We start from the raw sequence: 17,806 nt of genomic DNA on the forward strand, positions 1-17,806 counted from the left end.
AGGTTACCGTCGGTTCGGGGAGGGTGGGGAATGACGGGATTCGAGACGGTTCTCTTACGTGTGGCGGGGACGGCGGCGAGCGCCCTGGTCAGGTCCGCCCTCTCCCGGACCCCCGGCGCGGGCCTGACGACCGATCCCGCGCGCCCGGTCCAGCGGTGGCGCAAGCCTCCGGCGGAACTGGGCGGGCCGGAGATCCGCCGCCTCACCGAGACCCTCGCGACCCGCCTGACCGAGGCGACCGCCCACCTCCCGGAACACGAGCGGCTGGCGGCGGTGGCCGCGGTCGGCGACGCCTTCGCCGCGTTGGGCCCGCTGGACGCGGAGGCCCTCTTCGCGGCGGACCTCGACCCGGACACCTTGGCGACGACGCTGCCCCCACCCCCACCGGGGCTGGGCGAGGCGGCCGAGGCCCTGTACGGGCGGCTGGTCCGGCTGTGCTGCGAGCACGCACTGGAGTACCTGACGACCCTGCCGGCCTTCGGCGCCCGGGCGGACGTGGAACTGGTCCGCAGGACGGGGAACCTGGCGCGCGCGGTGGACCGGCTCGGCGCCGCCGGGAACGGGACGGCGTACGCCTTCGAAGAGCGCTACGCGCAGTACATCGCCGCGACCCACGGCCGCCTCCAGCTCTTCGGCTTGACCCTCAGCCGCTCCCGCCAGGACTGGCCGCTGGACGTGGCGTACATCAGCCTCGCGGTCAGCGGCGCGGAGCAGCTCCTGCCGGGCGAACCGGCGGTGCACCGGACCCAGGTCCGGGCCGAGCAGGCCCTCGCCTCCGTGGACCGGATCCTGCTGCGCGGCCCGGCGGGGTCGGGAAAGTCCACCCTGGTGCAGTGGCTGGCCCTCAACGCGGCCCGGCAGGCCGAGCGGCCGTGGGCCATGTACGTCCCGTTCGTCCTGCGGCTGCGCTCCTTCACCGCGTCGGGCGACCTGCCGCTGCCGGAGGACTTCCTGCGCGCGGGCGCCGTCCCGTTGTCGGCGCCGCCGGGCTGGGTCGAGGACCTCATGCTGAGCGGCCGTGCGCTGGTCCTCGTGGACGGAGTGGACGAGGTTCCGCAACGGCTGCGCGCCCGCACGGAGACCTGGCTGCGCTCGCTCGTCTCCGCGTTCCCGAAGGCGCGGTACGTGGTGACCACCCGCCCCTCGGCGGTCCCGGAGGACTGGCTCGCGGGCCTCGGATTCGCCACCCACTCGATGCTGCCGATGGAACAGCGGGACATCCGGGCCTTCGTGGAGCACTGGCACGCGGCAGCCCGGGCGCAGGGGCAGGAGGTCGACGCGTACGAGGCGTCGCTGCTGGAAGCGGTCTCCTCCCGGCGGGATCTGGCCCGGCTGGCGACGAACCCGCTGATGTGCGCGCTGCTGTGCGCACTGAACCAGGACCGGCGGATGCAGCTCCCGCGTGCCCGCAAGGAGGTGTACGACGCCGCCCTGGACATGCTGCTGGTCCGGCGGGACACGGAACGGGAGATCAGCGGGGTCGAGGGGGTCTACCTCACTCGTGAGGAACAGATCGCGCTGCTCCAGCGGCTCGCGTACTGGCTGATCCGCAACGGGCAGTTGGAGGCGGGCCGGGACGAGGCCGTCGAGATGGTGGACGAGTGGCTGAATTCGATGCCGCAGGTTGCTGCGCAGGGCGGCGCGGAGCAAGTCTTCACCCACCTGCTGATCCGCAGCGGTCTGCTCCTGGAGCCGGTGCCGGGCTCTGTCGTCTTCGTCCACCGCACCTTCCAGGACTACCTCGGCGCCAAGGCGGCGGTGGAGTCGCGGGACTTCGGCGTGCTCGTGAGGAACGCGCACGACGACTCCTGGGACGACGTGGTCCGCATGGCGGTGGGCCACGCCCGTCCGGACGAGCGCACCCGCATCCTGCGGGGCCTGCTGAAGCGCGCGGACAAGGTCAAGGGCGCCCGCAACCGCCTGGTCCTCCTGGCGGCGGCCTGCTTGGAACACGCCCCCGAACTGGACCCTGCGATGTGTTCGGAAGTCAAGGTCCGAGTGGCGGAACTCCTTCCGCCACGCAGCCCGCAGCAGGCAGAAGAGCTGTCCAAGGCCGGCGCGTTGGTCCTGGACCTGCTTCCTCGGCCCGGCGACGACCTGAGCGAGCCGCAGACGGCGGCGACCATCCGGACGGCCTCCCTGGTGGGTGGGGAGCCGGCGCTGGAGGTGATCCGGCGGTTCCGCGAGGAGGTATGGCCCGAGGCTCTGTCCGAACTCGATCAGGCGTGGGGCCGCTTCGATGCCGCCGCCTATGCCTCAGCCGTGCTTTCGGGGATCACGGACGAAAGCGCTCTGCTGTCCCTGCACACGCCTGAGCAACTGGCTTGCCTCGAGCTCCTGCCGAACTTCCGCAGGCTCCGGCTGGTCAAGGCCGATCGCATCCCCCCGGAGGTAGCCAGGAGGACCGACCTCCAGATGCTGTACGCCCTCGACTCCCCCGAGCTGACCGACGTCGGTCCGCTGTCCTCTCTCCGGGAGCTCGAGCACCTGGCTCTCACCGCCTGTCCCGCCGTCAGGGACATCCACGCCGTCGCCGGCAGCCACCTGCAGAGCCTCTTCCTCTCCGGGAGCCCGAACGTCCGACTCGACGTGCTCCGGGAGCTGCCCTCACTCAGTACCCTCGGGCTCAGTTCCACCGATGGCTACCGGTCGGTGGGCGAGCTGCCCACGCTCAACGAGCTCACCGGGCTCTGGCTGTTCGAGGGTACGGAGGACACCTCATTGGACGGCCTGGGGCGCTGGACGGGACTGCGGTCACTCAGCATCGTTGGGGACCGACAGGGTGCGGAACTGCGCACCATGGCACAGGTGCCGGACCTGCAGTTCCTCCAGATGATCCACCGGCGGCGACCGGAGCCCGAGGAGTTCCTGCGCTTCCCTGGCCTGACCAGCATGTTCCTGTCCGACTGCGACTTCCCATCACAGGTCTCGCGCCACATCGCCGGGCTCACGAGACTGCGGACACTGTCGCTGAGCGCCTGCGGCACGGTGGACTTGTCCCCCCTCGCCGAGCTGCCAGACCTCACGATCCACGTCTACGACGGCAGCGACGTGCGCGGGGGTGAGGCGCTCCCGCCGGGGCGGCTCCGGTTCCACTAGGTCCTGTCGTCAAAGTGGCGCCGCGGGCCAGGCGAGACTTTGACGACAGGACCTCGGAGCCGGCCCGGCGGGAGACGGGGTCACCAGACGCGGACCGAGCCGCCCTTGGCGAAGGCCGGGCTGGTGGCTTCCGGCGGGACCTCCGTCAGGGGTTCGGCGATCTCCGAGACCAGCGGGCCGTGTTGCGCGGCCAGCGCGTCCAGCAGGGCCAGGTCGAAGCCGTACACGCGGGCCGCGTTGCCGCCGGCCATCGCGGCGACCTCGTCCCGCGGGAGGCCCGCGTAGGCGATGCGGAGGCCTTCGCGGGAGTACGGCGTCGTGCCCTCGTCGTGGGGGTAGTCGCTGCCCCACATGATCTTGTCGAGGCCGATCCGGTCCCGCAGCGGGACCTCGTGGGGGCGCATGAAGCTGGCCCCCACGAAGCAGTTGTCCCGCCAGACCTCGCTCGGGCCGCTGCCCATCGCCTCGGCGAGGCCCGCACCGAACTTGGACTCGGCCGTGGCCGATGCCGCGACCAGGCGGCCGTGGTAGTAGTCCAGCATCTCCAGCACGCCCGGGATCCAGCCGGAGCCCTGCTCCGTCAGGACCAGCTTCAGGCCCGGGTGGCGCCGGAACGCCCCGCCGAAGACCAGGTGCCACAGGGCCCGGTGCGAGAACCAGGTGGTCTCCACCATGAAGACGGCCCGGGCCGCCGGTTCGTCGCCCAGCGGCGGCGAGGCCGAGCCGCCGTGGTGGTTGACCGGGACGTCCAACTCGTCGCACACCGCCCAGATGGGGTCGTAGGCGGCCGAGTACAGCTCGGGGACCGTGGATCCGGGCGGCACGCCGGGGAGCAGGATGCCGCCCGTCAGGCCCGCCGCCTTCGTCCGGCGGATCTCCTGCACCGCCGCGTCGACGTCGTTGAGGAGGATCTGCGCGACGCCGGCCCGCCGCCCCGGGGCGTCCGCGCAGAAGTCCGCCAGCCAGCGGTTGTGGGCCTGGAGCCCGGCCCAGCGCATCGTGTACTCCGCGGCCGTCGGCGGCTGCGCCATCAGGGATGCCTTGGGGAAGAACGGCGGGATGGTGTTGGGGAAGACGACCTCGGCGACGATGCCGTCCGCCTCCAGCTCCGCCAGGCGCCGCGCCGAGTTCCAGTTGCGGTCCGCCGTGTCCGCGAGGAGGTCCTCGTACGGGTTCACGTAGGTGGCGGCCCAGGCGTCGAAGTCGTCGTGGTACCGCTTCTCCAGGTACGGCTTGTAGTCCAGGAGGTCGGCGCCCGCGTGGCAGTCCGCCGAGATCACCGTGTAGCGGTCGTCGCCGGTCACCGCGAGACCCCCAGTACCGGGAAGTCGTGGTCGGTCAGCCAGTGCCGGCCCACCTCGCGCGAACGCGCCCAGGAGGCCGCCACCGCCGCCTGGTCCGGGGACTGGCCCAGTTCGGCCGGGGTGGGGCCGATCCGTCGGGCGATCGGGGCCAGCTTCGCGGTGTCGAAGCCGAAGACCTCCGCCGCGGCGAGGCCCAGCATCCGGCGGGTCTCCTCGACCGGGATGTCGTGGAAGGTGTTCTTCAGCCAGGTCCGGGTGTTCGGCCAGGTGCCCTCGGGGTGCGGGAAGTCCGAGCCCCACAGGATGTTGTCCACGCCGATCTCGTAGCGCTGGGCCAGTTCGCGCCGCTTGGTGTTCGTGGCGCAGACGAAGACCTGGCGGTCCAGGTACTCGCTCGGCGGCCGCTTCAGCTCCTCGAACGGCGAGAGCTTCTTGCCGCCGTGCGCGCCGAGGTAGAGCCGGTCCATGAACCACAGCTGGTTCGGCAGCCACCAGCAGCCCGACTCGGCGACCCCGAACTTCAGGCCCGGGTGCCGCTCGAACACCCCGGACCAGAGCAGGAACCACAGCGGGCGGGCCGGCCACCAGGTGACCTCGGAGACGAAGATGCCCAGGTGGTCGCCGTACTCGTGGCGCGGCGAGGACCCGGAGTGGGTGACGATCGGCATCCGCGTCTCGGCCGCCGCCGCCCAGACGGGGTCGTAGCGGCGGTCGTGGTAGGGCGCCTTGTCCACCCACATGGCGGGGATCATCAGCGCGCCCAGCCCGGACTCCCTGGCCCGGTGGATCTCGGCGACGACCTGGTCCGGCTCGCCGGTGATGGGCAGCAGGGCGACGCCGCAGTGGCGTTCGGGGGTCTGGGAGACGAACTCGGCCAGCCAGCGGTTGTGCGCCTGCGCGCCTGCCATGCCGAGCTCGGGGTCCTGGTCGCCGGAGAGCCCGAGGCCGACCCCGAAGGGGGCCGCGGTCTGGCTGTCGACGGCGTCCGCGTCGGGGAAGACGACCTCGGCGGCCACGCCGTCGCCGTCGAGCTCCTTCAGCCGCTGTCCGGTGTCCCAGCCTCCCCGCAGGCCCTCCTCGTGGTCGTGGAACCACTTCTCGGCGAAGGCCTCGTTGCGGACGCCGAGCCGGGTGGCCTCCGCGCGGCGGGCGTCGCGCTGGCCGAGGAACTCGTCGAACTGGCGGTGGAAGCGGGAGTCGAGGTAGGGGCGGTACTGCTCGGTGGGCAGGCCCGCGTGGCAGTCGGAGGAGATGATCAGGTAGGGGTCTTCGTACGGTGTGCCACCCGTGCTGTCACACGTGCTGTCACCCGTGCTGTCGCTTGTGCTGTCACTCATGGCGGACGCTCCTCAGTCGAGGATGAAGCTCTCCAGGTAGGCGGGATCGGCGCGGTCGAGCATCGACTGCGACCGGGCGCGGATCTGCCGGTCGCTGTGCTCGCTCGGCGGCAGCATCCAGAAGCGGTCGGCGCGGATGCCGTCGACGACGTGCTCGGCGACCTCCTCGACCGGGGTGAAGTTCACCTCGTGGCCGGCCTGCTTCATGGCGGCCTCGTACTGGTCGAGGCTGCGGTACGGGGTCCTGCGCGGGCGCTGCTTCGCGTACCGCTCGGGCCGGTTGCGGTGGGACTCCCACAGTCCGGTGCGCAGCATGTGCGGGCCGGGGAAGAGCACGGAGGCGCCGACGGCCGCGCCCTCCGCCTTGAGGTGGGCGTAGAGGGACTCGGTCATGGTGACCACGGCGGCCTTGGTGACGGCGTAGACGGAGGCCGTGGGCAGCGGGGCGATGCCGCCGTCGCCGGAGGAGGTGTTGACGACGTGGCCGGGGGCGCCGCCGGCGATCATGCGGGGGACGAAGGCCTGGATGCCGTGGAAGACGCCCCACACGTTGACGGAGAAGGCCCACTTCCAGTCGTTGGGCTCGTGCTCCCACATCCGGCCCTCCGCGCCGGAGCCGACGCCCGCGTTGTTGCAGAGGACGTGGACGGCGCCGAAGGCGTCGTAGGCCGCGTCGGCGAGGGCGAGCACGCTGTCGCGGTCGCTGACGTCGACGGTCCGGGCGAGTACCTGTGCCCCGTCCGCGGCGAGTTCGTCGGCGGCCTTGCGCAGGGCGGCCTCCTCGACGTCGGCGAGGACCACCTTCAGTCCCTCGGCGGCGAAGCGGCGGGCCATGGCGAGGCCGATACCGCTCGCCGCGCCGGTGACGACGGCCGCCTGTCCCGGTTCGAGCCTCATCTCACAGGCTCCCTTCCGGGGGGCCGTCGAGGATCTGCATCGGGTCGTCGTAGCGCTGGTGGATGTACGGAAGCAGGGCCCGGGCGCTGACCCGCTCGACGACCCGGCCCTTCTGGTCGGTGGTCTTCTCGCCGAGGGTGATCTCCACGATCCGGCGGACGGGGAGGTCGGCCACGGGATCGAACATCGACTCGCGCAGGACGATGTCACCGGTGATGTGCTCCAGCTTGCGGACCTTCTCGTTGCGGACGCAGTGGACGAGGACCGGGTCCGCGTCGAAGCCGGAACCGTCCACGGCGGGCAGGAACTTGAAGTAGAAGTCGGTCTTCCGGGTGGGCTCGGGCAGCGGGAGCGGGCGGTCCACGGCGCCGCGCACCTCGACGAAGGCGATCCCGTGCCGGGCGAGGGCGGCCCGCACGACGAGGCCGTCGCGCTCGACGGTGACCTCGCCCAGCTTCTTCGGTTCGCCGAAGACCTCGCGGCCGCCGGTCAGGGCGCGCTCGTGGGTCATCGGCATGACCAGCGGGTACCAGCCCTCCACACCGTCGTGGTGGGCGGCGACGGCCACCGAGCCGGCGCCGAGCGGGTAGCCGGGCAGGTCGACCTTGCTGATGTTCGCCCGCACGAGCGGCCGCCCGGCCGGCTTGAGGGGCGGCGGGAGGACCTCGGCGACCACGTCGGGGTCGGTCTCCCAGACGGCCACCACGCCGGTGGACCAGATGTCGGGGAGCTTGGAACTCTTCTCGCGCGACGCGGCGATCTCGGCCTCGGTGCGCGCTCCGTACCGTACGCGTGCCATGTCTCGCACCACCTCTCGGTTCGGGTCTGTAACACAGTTACACCGCGAGCGATGAAGGGTAAACCCCCGTGCATACACGGAAACTGACGCATCGACAGATCGGTGGACCACTGACATGGCCAGATCCTCGCTGACCCGGGACGAGGTGCTGGACGCCGCCGCGTCCCTGGTCAAGCAGCGCGGTCCGGCCGCCCTCACGATGCGGGGGCTCGCCGCCGTGCTGGGCACCGCCGTGACGTCCATCTACTGGCACGTCGGCAACCGCGAATCGCTGCTCGACGCCCTCGTGGAGCGGACGGTGCAGGAGATGGGCGCGATCTCCCCGGTCGGGCGCACCCCGGCCGAGCGGATCGAATCGGTCGCCCGGATCCTGCGCCGCGAGCTGCGCGAGCGCCCGCACCTGATCGCGATGGTCCACGAACGCGGGCTCACGGAGCGGATGTTCCTGCCCGCGCAGCAGGCGCTCGTCCACGAGGTGCACGCCGCGGGACTGCGCGGCGCCCGGGCGGCCGACGCGGTGCGCGCCGTGCAGTTCCAGATCGTCGGGTTCCTGCTGGTCGAGCGCAACCGCGAGCGCTCCCCCGCCCAGTCCCCGGCCGAGAGCGAGCTCTGGGACCCGGCCGCGGCCCCCCACGACCCGGCCCTCGCCCGCGCGCTGGCCCGGCCCGCGGATCCGGAACGGCTCTTCCTGCTGTCCGTACGGGCCCTGGTGACAGCCCTGCTGGCGGCGCCGCCGCAGGGGCCGAGGACCGGTCGGTAAATCGGTTTGCGCCTCGGCCCGGCCGTGGTTGTATCTGCTGCGCGGGGGCGGCTCCGCGACGTGCTTCCTTCTCACCTCTCCGATGACCACGCAGCGCGTCCCCTCTCCGCCCCCGCCCCACCCCTCTCCCCGGTTCCGGAGGACTCTCCCCTTTGCCCGAGCTGTCGACCGTCCTGCTGCGCCGTCTCCACACCGTGTACGTCGACCAGGCCGGGCCGCGCCCCGGCGATCCGTCCACGGCCGAGGGCCTGACCGCCCTCGAGGCCGAACTCCTCGACCGGGGCTTCGCCCTGACGGCGCCGCTGCGCTCCGCACTCGCCTGGCTCGGCCCCACCGGGCTCGCCGACGCCGGCACCTCGCTCGTCCGCGACATCGACGTCCTGCTGGGCGCGGACCGCACCCACATGCCGCTGTTCCGCACGTTCCCGGCCTCCGTGCCCGACGACACCGTCGCCCTGTGGCTCGACCGGGTCTTCGCACTGCTCCTGCAGTGGCCCGCCCAGCCGTGCGTGCTGTGCGCGACCGTCGGCAGCGTCCACCCCGTGTCGCCCTGCGCCCACCTGGTCTGCCGGACCTGCTGGGACGGCGCCGTCTACACGGGCTGCCCGATCTGCCACCGCCGGATCGACCTCGCGGACCCCTTCCTGGACCCGGCCGCCGAGCGGCCCGGCCGGCCCGCGCCCGGCGAAAGCGCGGGCCCGCTGCGGCTGCTGGGCCTGGGCACCGACCGCGCGGCCGACTCCGTCACCGCCCTCGGCCGGCTGCTCGCCCGCCGAACCCCGCTGTCGGCCCAGGACACCGAGGAGGCGCGGGTGCTGCTCGCCGCCGCGCCGGCCGGCCTCGACTGGCTGCCGGACGACATCCCGGTGCGGGAGACCAAGGCCATGGTGCTCGGCACCCTGCTGCGCGAGCGCCGCACCCGGGAGGCCGCACGCGCCCTGCTGCCCGGCCGGCTGACCACCGCCACCGACGTCCTGCGGCTGCTGGCCGTCTGGTCCGGAGGCGAGGCCGACCTGCTGTCGCCGCCCCGGATGCGGTCCCTGCCGCGCCCTCTGCGCCGCGAACTGCTCGCCCTGCTGGACGCACTGGACCCCGCCCTGCTCGTCGAGGACGTCCTGCGCCACCCCGACCCGTGGAAGCGGGCCGCCGAGATCCTGCACCCCTTCGAGCAGTACGGGCGCCACCCGCGGGCCGCCCTGGCCTTCGCCGTGCTGCGCGGGACCGACGTCCGGGGCACCGCGCTGGGCGAGGCCCTGCTGGCCACGGCCGCCCGGTACCCGCAGGCCGTACGGGTCGACGGCTCCCGCATCAGGGCCGCCACCTGGACGGGCCGCGTGGAGGAGGCCCTGCGCGGGGCGGACCCGGACCTGGCCCTCGCCGTCCTCGCCGAGCGGCCCGGAGAGCTCGTACGGCGCCTCGACCACCTGCTGCGCCGGTACGCGGCCGACGCCCTGCCCGAGCGGGTGGCGGCGGTCCTGGCGGAGCGCCTGCCGAAGGCGGGGCCGGGGCCGGTGCTGTCCGCGCTGGGACGGCTGCGGATCCGCCATCTGCCCGGCACCCGGAGGGTGTTCTTCCCCCGCGGCCAGGTCGCGCACTCGTACACCGTGGACGACACCCGGGCGCCGCTCGCCGAGCCCGTGACCCGTGCGGTGACCGGCCTGTTCGAGCGGGAGCTGCTGCGCAGGCTGGCCGCGGCCGAGCCGTACGACGTGGCGGTCCTCGACTCGCGCCTGGCCCACCTGCACGTCCCCTCGGCGGAGCGGGCCGCGGCCAAGACCCTGGTCACCGTCCCCAAGGGCAGTTTCCAGGCGCTGCCCGACGGCGAGGTGCTGCGGATGTTCCTGCACTGGATGGAGCCGCCGAAGAAGAGGGTGGACCTCGACCTGTCGGTGGTGCTGTTCGACTCCGACTGGAACTACGCGGGCCTGTGCGACTTCACCCGCCTCGTGTACGGCCGACGGGCCGTGGTGCACTCCGGTGACCTCACCTCCGCCCCCGCGCCCGCCGGGGCCAGCGAGTACGTGGACATCGACCTCGACGCCCTCGCCGACACCGGCGTCCGCTTCGCCATGCCGGTCGTCTTCAGCTACAACAACATCCCCTTCGAGCTGCTGCCCGACGCCTTCGCCGGCTTCATGGCGCTGCCGAGCCGCTCCGGGCGCACCGCGCGCTACGACCCGCGGACCGTGCGGCAGCGCTACGACCTGGTCGGCAACTCCCGGATCCACGTGCCGATGCTGGTCGACCTGGAGCGGCGCGGCTTCCTGTGGACCGACGTGCACCTGCCCGACGACGAGGGCTACCACAGCGTGTCCGCGCACCAGGAGGACCTGGCCCGGATCGGCCGCGACCTCTTCCAGTACTTCTCCACCGGCCGCACCACCCTGTGGGAGCTGGCGGGCTGGCACGCGGCGGCGCGCTGCGGAGAGGCCGTCGTGCTGCGCCGCACGCCCCGGCCCGGCGACCCCGACGAGCTGTGGACCTACCGGCGCCGGTCGGACGAGGACACCGCGGCCTTCGCCGGGCGGCTGCTCGGGCTGGAGGATCCGGACTCCGTGCTGCCGTCGTCCGATGTGGAGGCCCTCGCGGGCGCCGCCGCCTCGGGGAGGTCGGCGCTGCTCGCACTGGTGGACGGCGACGTGGCGCCGGCCGGGGCGCGGGGGTCCGTATACCGGCTGCTGCCGGGGCCCGTTGACGGCTGCGGGCTCGAACAGCTGGCCGCCGGGGACCTGGTCTCCGCCCTGGGCTGACCGAGGGTGGGGCCGCGGTGTCAGTCCGTGCCGATATCCTCTGTGACCATGCTCGACGACCGTACGACCGCAGAGACGACGTGGCCGACCGCGTACCCACAGGGGTACGCGGTCGTCGACGTGGAGACCACCGGGCTCGCTCGCGACGACCGGATAGTCTCCGCCGCCGTCTACCGGCTCGACGCCCTGGGCAACGTGGAGGACCACTGGTACAGCCTGGTCAACCCGCAGCGGGACCCGGGACCGGTGTGGATCCACGGTCTGACGAGTGACGTGCTCGAAGGCGCGCCGCTCTTCAAGGACATCGCCGAGGAGTTCGCCGGCAGGCTCGCGGACCGCGTGCTGGTCGCGCACAACGCCATCTTCGACTGGCAGATGATCGCCCGGGAGTACGCGCGCGCCGAGACGACCGCGCCGGTCCGTCAGCGGCTGTGCACCATCGCCCTGTCGAAGGAGCTGAACCTCCCGCTGCCCAACCACAAGCTGGAGTCGCTCGCCGCGCACTTCGGTGTGGTCCAGCAGCGCGCCCACCACGCGCTCGACGACGCCCGGGTGCTCGCGGAGGCATTCCGTCCGTCGCTGCACGCCGCGGCGCAGGGCGGCGTACGGCTGCCCCTGCTGGAATGCCGTCCGCTGACGGAGTGGTCGGACTCGGCCGCCACCCCGCGCGTGGGCCACCAGGCGTCGTACCGGGGCGGCAGCTGGCGGCCCTCGCGCAAGCGTCCGCCGTGCCCGCACCCCAACCCGGGGCGCTTCGAGGACGGCAAGCCGCTGAAGCAGGGCATGCGGATCGCCTTCTCCGGCGACACCTCGGTGGAACGGGAGCTGCTGGAGGACCGGGCGATCGAGGCGGGCCTGCACGTCGCGACGAGTGTGTCGCGGCTCACCAGCCTCCTGGTGACGAACGACCCGGACTCGGCGACCTCGAAGACGGTCAAGGCGAAGTCCTTCGGCACCCCGGTCGTCGACGAGGCGGCCTTCACGCAGCTGCTGCGGGACGTGGCCCCGGCCGGGGAATGACCTGGGAATGAGGGGGCCGGCCGCCTGCCGTTGGTCCGGGCGGGTGTCCGCGCGGCGACTCACCAGGGTGGATCTTGTTCCGCCGCTCCGCCGTGCGCAGCATGCGGCGCATGGCACGTTGTGAGGTCTGCGGAAACGATTACGGCATGTCCTTCGAGGTGCACGCGCAGGGCGCCGTGCACGTCTTCGACTGCTTCTCCTGCGCCATCCACCGCATGGCGCCCATCTGCGAGCACTGCCGGGTCCAGATCATCGGACAGGGCGTCGAGGTCGAGGGCCAGTGGTACTGCGGCGGGCACTGCGCCCGCGCGGAAGGGAAGGTGGGCATCGTCGACCACGTCTGACCGCTTCCTTCTCCTCCCCGCGACCCCGGAGGGCCACCCGGCCGCCGGGGTCCTCGTCGGCCGGGGTACCGTCGTGGGCGTGTACCGCTTTGTGCTGACCCGGCAGTGGGTGTGCCTCACCCTCATGGCCCTCGTCCTCATCCCCGTGATGATCAAGCTCGGGTTCTGGCAGTACCACCGCCATGTGCACCGGGTCGCGCAGAACCAGCTGATCGAGGCGAACCTGCGGGCGAAGCCGGTCCCGATGACGGAGGTCACCTCCCCCGGCCACAAGGTCCCCCGCGCCGACTTCTGGCGCGCGGTCACCGCCACCGGCACCTACGACTCCGCGCACGAGGTGGTCGTACGGATGCGGACCTCCAACGACGACAAGGTCGGCTTCCACGTCCTGACCCCGCTCGTCCTCGCCGACGGCCGGGTGGTGCTGGTCGACCGCGGCTGGGTGGCCGGCGGCGGCGACCCGCGCGCCTACCCGCCGGTGCCGGCCGCGCCCGCGGGCGAGGTGACGGTCACCGGCCGGCTGAAGGCCGACGAGACGAGCGGCGGCAGCGGCATCAAGGACCGCAAGGGCCTGCCCGACCGTCAGGTGATGCTCATCAACAGCGAGCAGCAGGCCGAGTCCCTGGGCCGGGCGGTCCTCGGCGGGTACCTGGAACTGACCGATCCGGCTCCGGCGGACGGCAGCCCCGAGACCGTCGCCGACCCCGACCACGACTCGATCGGCGCGCACATGGCCTACGCGGTCCAGTGGTGGCTGTTCGCCTCCGCGGTGCCGGTGGGCTGGCTGGTCCTCGTACGGCGCGAGAAGCGCGACCGCGAGGAGGCCGCGGCCCGGGCCGAAGCGGCCGAACAGGAGCCCGCGACGGCGTAGCGTGTCGGGCATGGATCTTGGACTGAAAGACCGTGTCTACATCGTCACCGGGGCCACCCGCGGCCTCGGTTTCGCCTCCGCCCGGGAACTGATCGCCGACGGCGCGAAGGTCCTCGTGACGGGCCGGGACGAGAAGCGGACGGCCGACGCCGCCGCCGAACTCGGTCCGAACGCCGTGGGGTCGGCCGCGGACAACGCGGACCCGGCGGCTGCCGCGCGGCTCATCGCCACGGCGCGCGAGCACTTCGGCCGCTTCGACGGCATCCTCATCAGCGTCGGCGGCCCGGTCCCGGGCTTCGCAGTCGACAGCACCGACGAGCAGTGGTCGGCCGCCTTCGAGTCGGTCTTCCTCGGTGCGGTGCGCCTCGCCCGGGCGGCCGCCGCGGTGCTGGACGAGGGCGGGGTCATCGGCTTCGTCCTGTCGGGCTCGGTCCACGAGCCGATCCCCGGCCTGACCATCTCCAACGGCCTGCGGCCGGGCCTGGCCGGCTTCGCGAAGTCCCTCTCGGTGGAGCTCGGTCCGCGCGGGATCCGCGTCATCGGACTGCTGCCGGCCCGTATCGACACCGACCGGGTACGGGAGCTCGACGCGCTGTCCGGCGACGCCGCCACGGCCCGCGCGGGCAACGAGTCCCGCATCCCGCTGCGCCGGTACGGCTCCCCGCAGGAGTTCGGCCGCACGGCCGCGTTCCTGCTGTCGCCGGCCGCCTCTTACCTGACGGGCGTGATGCTCCCGGTCGACGGCGGCTCCCGGCACGGCTTCTGAGCGTCCGTCCCGGCGCTCCGCGTCCGGCCCCGGCGCGTCCTCAGCTGACGCGCCGGGCCCGGTGGGACGTCACCCTGAAGCGGGCCTCCGCCGGCAGTTCCGGGAGCCCCGCCGAGGTCCGGGCGTGGGTCAGGACCGGGCCCGCCAGCCCCGCCAGCGCGTCCGCGGGGACCGCGTGGGGCTCCAGCTCGACCGCCACCCGCAGGGCGGGCGCACCGCGCCGCCCGCGCAGGACGACCCGGCAGCCGGCGACCCCGTCCAGGGCTCCGGCCTCCGCGGCGACGGCGTCGGACAGGGCGCGCCCGCGCAGTACGGCGAAGGCCCCGTCCCCGGTGTCCACGGCGACCTCGCGCAGCCTGGAGCGCCGCAGCTGGGACAGCAGCCACCACAGTGCCAGCAGCAGGCACAGGGTGAGGGCCGCGACCAGCACCCACCAGGCCCAGCCCTCGGCGTGCAGGTACCGGCGCCGGTCCTCGGCGCTCAGCAGCGGCGCCGCACGGCCCTTGAGCGGGCGTGCCGCCGTCAGCAGTACGACCCCGGCCGCCAGCAGGACCGCTCCGGCCACCGCCAGCAGGATCCGGTTCACCGTCCCGAGCAACCCGCTCACCTCCTGACCCGAACGCGCCGCCGCAGCGGGCGCACGAGGCCCAGCTCTTCGATGCCGACGGCCATGACCGCGTCCAGGTCGGCCCGCACCTCGTCCAGTTCCCGGAAGTGGGACGTGGCCCGCACCCGGACGCGGGAGCGGCCCATCCGTACCCGGGCCGACCGCACCCCGGGCACCTCCATGGCCCGGTCCCGCAGCACTTGGGCCGCGTCCCTGCGGCCGATCCCGGCGCGCAGCGGCGGGGCCGCGCCCGCTTCCCCGTCCTGGTGCGGGCTCAGCATGGGGAGGATCCGGCGGATCCCCGGGGTGACGGCCAGCAGCAGGAGCGCCGCCCCTACCAGGGCCAGGGCCCCGCCGGCCAGCTGCACCGCCAGGTCCGCCGGGGTGTGGGCCTCCAGCCGGTGGGCGAGTTCGCGGCGCCACGCCATGGCGGGCCGGTCGGCCCGTACGGCGGCCAGGTCGTACAGGAGCAGCCCCACCGCCCCGAGCACGACCAGGGCGACGAGGGCCGCGGGGATCCGGCGGGCGGACCGGAACCGGGTCGCCGTCACCGCAGCCGCCGGTCCCGCCCGGCGGCGGTGCGGGTGTGCCCGGAGTGCAGGTGTTCGATGTCGATGTCGACCTCGGGTACGGACATCTGCGCGTACTCCTCGACACGGCGGGTGACCCGGCTGCGCACGGCCGCGCACTGCGCGGCCAGGTCGGAGGGGTAGTGGAGTTCCAGGCTCACCCGGACCCGCGCGATGTCGTGGTGCACGGTGACGGTGGCCTGCGGGGGCGCGCCGGAGCTGGCGGGGAGCGCCTCCCGGGCGGCCTGTGCGGCGATCTTGGCGACGACCCGGTCGGCGATGCGGGTGGCCCCGCGGTCGGCGGCGGCCACCGCGTGCGGGGTCGCCCGAGCGGCGACCCCCGGCGCGGCGGGGCCCGGTGGGGTGGCCTGCGGCAGGGTGCTCACCGCGCCTCACCTGCGCCGGTCGTCGCGGCGGCGGAACAGGTCCCCGGGATCCAGGTCCCCGTCGAGGAAGCGGCCGGCGACGAAGCCCACGGCTCCGAGGGCCGCCACCAGCAGGAAGGCACCGAATCCGCCGAAATAGCCGGCGAACCCCAGGGCCATGCCGGCCAACATGCCGGCAACCGCCATGCTCATGTGCGGGCTCCTCTCGGCTACTGGAGTCGGGATTCCGGCTCCTCGTCGGGCTCGTCCGGCAGCTTGACGTCGCTCACGGCGATGTTGACCTCGACGACCTCCAGGCCGGTCATACGCTCGACCGCGGAGACGACGTTCTCACGGACAGCCCGTGCCACGTCACGGATCGACACGCCGTAGTCGACGACGATCTCCAGGTCGAGAGCGGTCTGCACCTCGCCGACCTCGGCCTTGACCCCACGGCTGACCGCGGCCTTCCCGCCGCCGGGAACCCGGTCCCGGACGGCACCGAAGGTGCGGGAGAGGCCGCTGCCCAGAGCGTGCACGCCGACCACTTCGCGGGCGGCCAGTCCGGCGATCTTCTCGACCACCCCGTCCGCGATGGTCGTGCGCCCCCGGTCACCTGCAGCCTTGTGGGAGCCCCCTGATGCGGTTTCGGTCATCGCGTGTCCCTTCACGTGTACGGACTCACTCCGCACCACGTTAGGCGCGCGGCGGCCGCGGCGCCCCGGGACTACGCCGGTCGGCGTCGTCCCGGGTCGGTTTCCGGGCCCGGGGATCGAGGACGACGGGTCAGTCCGACAGGCTCGCGAGGTCGCGCAGGCGACGGGCCTGGGCAGCGCGCTCGGCGGCGCGCTGGTCGTCGTAGGTACGGGTCTGCGCGCTGCGTAGCAGGGTCTTGGTCTCGATCACGGCATCCCGCGGCGGGGCCAGCAGGGCGGTGGTCAGGTCCTGGACGGCGGCGTCGAGCTCGTCCGCCGGTACCACCAGGTTGGCGAGGCCGACGCGCTCCGCCTCCTCGGCATGCACGAAGCGGCCCGTCGCGCAGATTTCCAGCGCGCGGGCGTACCCGACCAGGGAGGCCAGCGGCTGGGTGCCGGCCAGGTCGGGGACCAGGCCCAGACTCGTCTCGCGCATGGCGAACTGCACGTCGTCCGCGACAACGCGCAGGTCGCACGCGAGTGCGAGCTGGAAGCCGGCGCCGATCGCGTGCCCCTGCACGGCGGCGACGGAGATGATGTCGTTACGCCTCCACCAGGTGAATGCCTCCTGGTACTCGGAGATCGTGGCGTCGAGCAGTTCGTCCGAACCGCGCGCCAGATCGAGGAAGGACGGCTCGCCCTCGAAGCCTTCGGGGGTGAACGCCTGCCGGTCGAGCCCGGCGGAGAAGGACTTGCCCTCGCCGCGCAGCACGACGACCCGGACGGTGCCCGGCAACGACCTGCCCGCCTCGGCCAAAGCCCGCCAGAGCGCGGGGGATTGGGCATTTCGCTTGGCCGGATTGGTCAGTGTCACCGTGGCGACCGTGTCGTCGACGGTGAGTCGTACGCCGTCCTTGTCGAGCAGAGCCATCTGTATGCCTCCGGTGTGCAGTCGGCCGCAAGCTCGGCCTAAGTGACTGCACAGTAACCACCCAGTCGGCCGGGGGGCCGACCGGGGGTCACCGAAGGGAACGTCGGATCATGTGAGCCTTGAAGCCGTTGGAGCGTTGGATCCGATGGACCGGGGTCAGGCCGTAGCCGCCTTCTTGCCACGCGTCGCGCCACCGCGGCCACGCAGCGAAACCCCGGACTCACTGAGCATCCGGTGGACGAATCCGTAGGACCGGCCGGTCTCTTCGGCCAGCGCCCGGATACTCGCACCGGAGTCGTACTTCTTCTTCAGGTCTGCCGCGAGCTTGTCGCGCGCGGCGCCGGTAACCCGGCTGCCCTTCTTCAGAGTCTCGGCCACCCGTGCCTCCTCGTGGGAAGTGCGCTCTGGACTTCTCATGATCACCCCTCCCCGGCTTCCTGGCCACCCATTCAGCAAGGTCGGTACGGCGGCATTTCCCGAGCCGTGGACACCCGAGCAGAACGGAATCTCCTCTTCCGCCGCATGACTTCCGTCACACTTCGCCGGCCTCCCCGGGAATCTCCAGGTCAGGGGCCGGACGGAGGGAAAACGACGGCCCCGGCCGCGCACCCTCGCGGGTGCGGCCGGGGCCGTCGGACGACGCGCAACGGTACGAGACCGTCTCACTCAGATGATGGATCACCCCTGAGCCGAATGATCCATAAGGAACTGGATCAGGGCCGGGACGGCGTCCCGGCACCTCCCCGGCAGGC

The 17,806-nt window shown here is 72.9% G+C and carries 18 protein-coding genes; 7 read left to right on the top strand and 11 right to left on the bottom strand.

The genetic code is table 11. From position 1 onward, the window contains the following. Positions 1–30 precede the first annotated feature (30 nt). Positions 31–3,099 (top strand): NACHT domain-containing protein, encoded by a 3,069-nt coding sequence (locus tag E6U81_RS33045; protein ID WP_136233701.1) that lies wholly within the window; start codon positions 31–33, stop codon positions 3,097–3,099. 80 nt (positions 3,100–3,179) lie between these two features. Here E6U81_RS33045 and E6U81_RS33050 read toward each other — a convergent pair whose 3' ends face one another. Genes E6U81_RS33050 through E6U81_RS33065 form a run of 4 tightly spaced genes read right to left on the bottom strand, consistent with a single transcriptional unit; the run spans position 3,180 to position 7,436 of the window. After that, positions 3,180–4,403 carry an amidohydrolase family protein gene (locus E6U81_RS33050; protein ID WP_136233702.1) on the bottom strand — a complete coding sequence of 408 codons (1,224 nt, stop codon included), beginning with the start codon at positions 4,401–4,403 and terminating at the stop codon, positions 3,180–3,182. Next, positions 4,400–5,740, bottom strand: coding sequence for an amidohydrolase family protein (locus E6U81_RS33055; protein ID WP_240804150.1), 1,341 nt, complete (start codon positions 5,738–5,740; stop codon positions 4,400–4,402). The genes E6U81_RS33050 and E6U81_RS33055 overlap by 4 nt, the downstream gene beginning before the upstream one ends. Positions 5,741–5,752: 12 nt before the next feature. Further along, complete coding sequence (locus E6U81_RS33060; protein WP_136233703.1) at positions 5,753–6,637, bottom strand: SDR family NAD(P)-dependent oxidoreductase; 885 nt, start codon at positions 6,635–6,637, stop codon at positions 5,753–5,755. Between the two features lies 1 nt (position 6,638). After that, positions 6,639–7,436 carry an acetoacetate decarboxylase family protein gene (locus tag E6U81_RS33065; RefSeq protein ID WP_136233704.1) on the bottom strand — a complete coding sequence of 266 codons (798 nt, stop codon included), beginning with the start codon at positions 7,434–7,436 and terminating at the stop codon, positions 6,639–6,641. Between the two features lie 115 nt (positions 7,437–7,551). Here E6U81_RS33065 and E6U81_RS33070 point away from each other — a divergent pair, with 115 nt between their 5' ends. The 6 genes from E6U81_RS33070 (at position 7,552) to E6U81_RS33095 (ending at position 13,947) form a co-directional block, all read left to right on the top strand. Further along, positions 7,552–8,196, top strand: coding sequence for a TetR family transcriptional regulator (locus tag E6U81_RS33070; protein ID WP_136233705.1), 645 nt, complete (start codon positions 7,552–7,554; stop codon positions 8,194–8,196). A gap of 152 nt (positions 8,197–8,348) precedes the next feature. Further along, on the top strand, positions 8,349–10,946 hold the full coding sequence (locus tag E6U81_RS33075) for an MXAN_6230/SCO0854 family RING domain-containing protein (protein WP_136233706.1): 2,598 nt from the start codon (positions 8,349–8,351) through the stop codon (positions 10,944–10,946). 42 nt (positions 10,947–10,988) lie between these two features. Beyond that, a complete protein-coding gene (locus E6U81_RS33080) occupies positions 10,989–11,966 on the top strand; it encodes a DEDDh family exonuclease (protein WP_136233717.1) in 978 nt (325 codons plus the stop codon). A gap of 110 nt (positions 11,967–12,076) precedes the next feature. Next, on the top strand, positions 12,077–12,310 hold the full coding sequence (locus E6U81_RS33085; protein WP_007263378.1) for a hypothetical protein: 234 nt from the start codon (positions 12,077–12,079) through the stop codon (positions 12,308–12,310). 79 nt (positions 12,311–12,389) lie between these two features. Next, positions 12,390–13,181 (top strand): SURF1 family protein, encoded by a 792-nt coding sequence (locus tag E6U81_RS33090; protein WP_136233707.1) that lies wholly within the window; start codon positions 12,390–12,392, stop codon positions 13,179–13,181. A gap of 10 nt (positions 13,182–13,191) precedes the next feature. Then, on the top strand, positions 13,192–13,947 hold the full coding sequence (locus E6U81_RS33095) for an SDR family oxidoreductase (protein ID WP_136233708.1): 756 nt from the start codon (positions 13,192–13,194) through the stop codon (positions 13,945–13,947). A 40-nt stretch (positions 13,948–13,987) separates the two neighbouring features. On the opposite strand, the gene amaP is transcribed toward E6U81_RS33095, so the two are convergent. The 7 genes from amaP to E6U81_RS33130 all read right to left on the bottom strand — a co-directional run bounded on the left by amaP (position 13,988) and on the right by E6U81_RS33130 (position 17,432). Beyond that, positions 13,988–14,554, bottom strand: a complete 567-nt coding sequence (gene amaP / locus E6U81_RS33100) for an alkaline shock response membrane anchor protein AmaP (RefSeq protein ID WP_136233709.1) — start codon at positions 14,552–14,554, stop codon at positions 13,988–13,990. Further along, complete coding sequence (locus tag E6U81_RS33105) at positions 14,551–15,105, bottom strand: DUF6286 domain-containing protein (RefSeq protein ID WP_136233710.1); 555 nt, start codon at positions 15,103–15,105, stop codon at positions 14,551–14,553. Before E6U81_RS33105 ends, amaP begins: the two co-directional genes overlap by 4 nt. Continuing rightward, entirely contained in the window at positions 15,102–15,434 is a 333-nt protein-coding gene (locus E6U81_RS33110) for an Asp23/Gls24 family envelope stress response protein (protein ID WP_136233718.1), read from the bottom strand. Before E6U81_RS33110 ends, E6U81_RS33105 begins: the two co-directional genes overlap by 4 nt. 81 nt (positions 15,435–15,515) lie before the next feature. Further along, positions 15,516–15,701 carry a hypothetical protein gene (locus E6U81_RS33115; protein ID WP_030662934.1) on the bottom strand — a complete coding sequence of 62 codons (186 nt, stop codon included), beginning with the start codon at positions 15,699–15,701 and terminating at the stop codon, positions 15,516–15,518. Between the two features lie 17 nt (positions 15,702–15,718). Continuing rightward, entirely contained in the window at positions 15,719–16,144 is a 426-nt protein-coding gene (locus tag E6U81_RS33120; protein ID WP_136233711.1) for an Asp23/Gls24 family envelope stress response protein, read from the bottom strand. Between the two features lie 130 nt (positions 16,145–16,274). Then, complete coding sequence (locus tag E6U81_RS33125; RefSeq protein ID WP_136233712.1) at positions 16,275–17,054, bottom strand: enoyl-CoA hydratase/isomerase family protein; 780 nt, start codon at positions 17,052–17,054, stop codon at positions 16,275–16,277. 156 nt (positions 17,055–17,210) lie between these two features. Then, positions 17,211–17,432, bottom strand: coding sequence for a helix-turn-helix domain-containing protein (locus E6U81_RS33130; protein ID WP_030010789.1), 222 nt, complete (start codon positions 17,430–17,432; stop codon positions 17,211–17,213). Between the last annotated feature and the right edge of the window lie 374 nt (positions 17,433–17,806).

This window comes from Streptomyces sp. A0592, from assembly GCF_004795115.1.
GTDB lineage: Bacteria > Actinomycetota > Actinomycetes > Streptomycetales > Streptomycetaceae > Streptomyces > Streptomyces erythrochromogenes.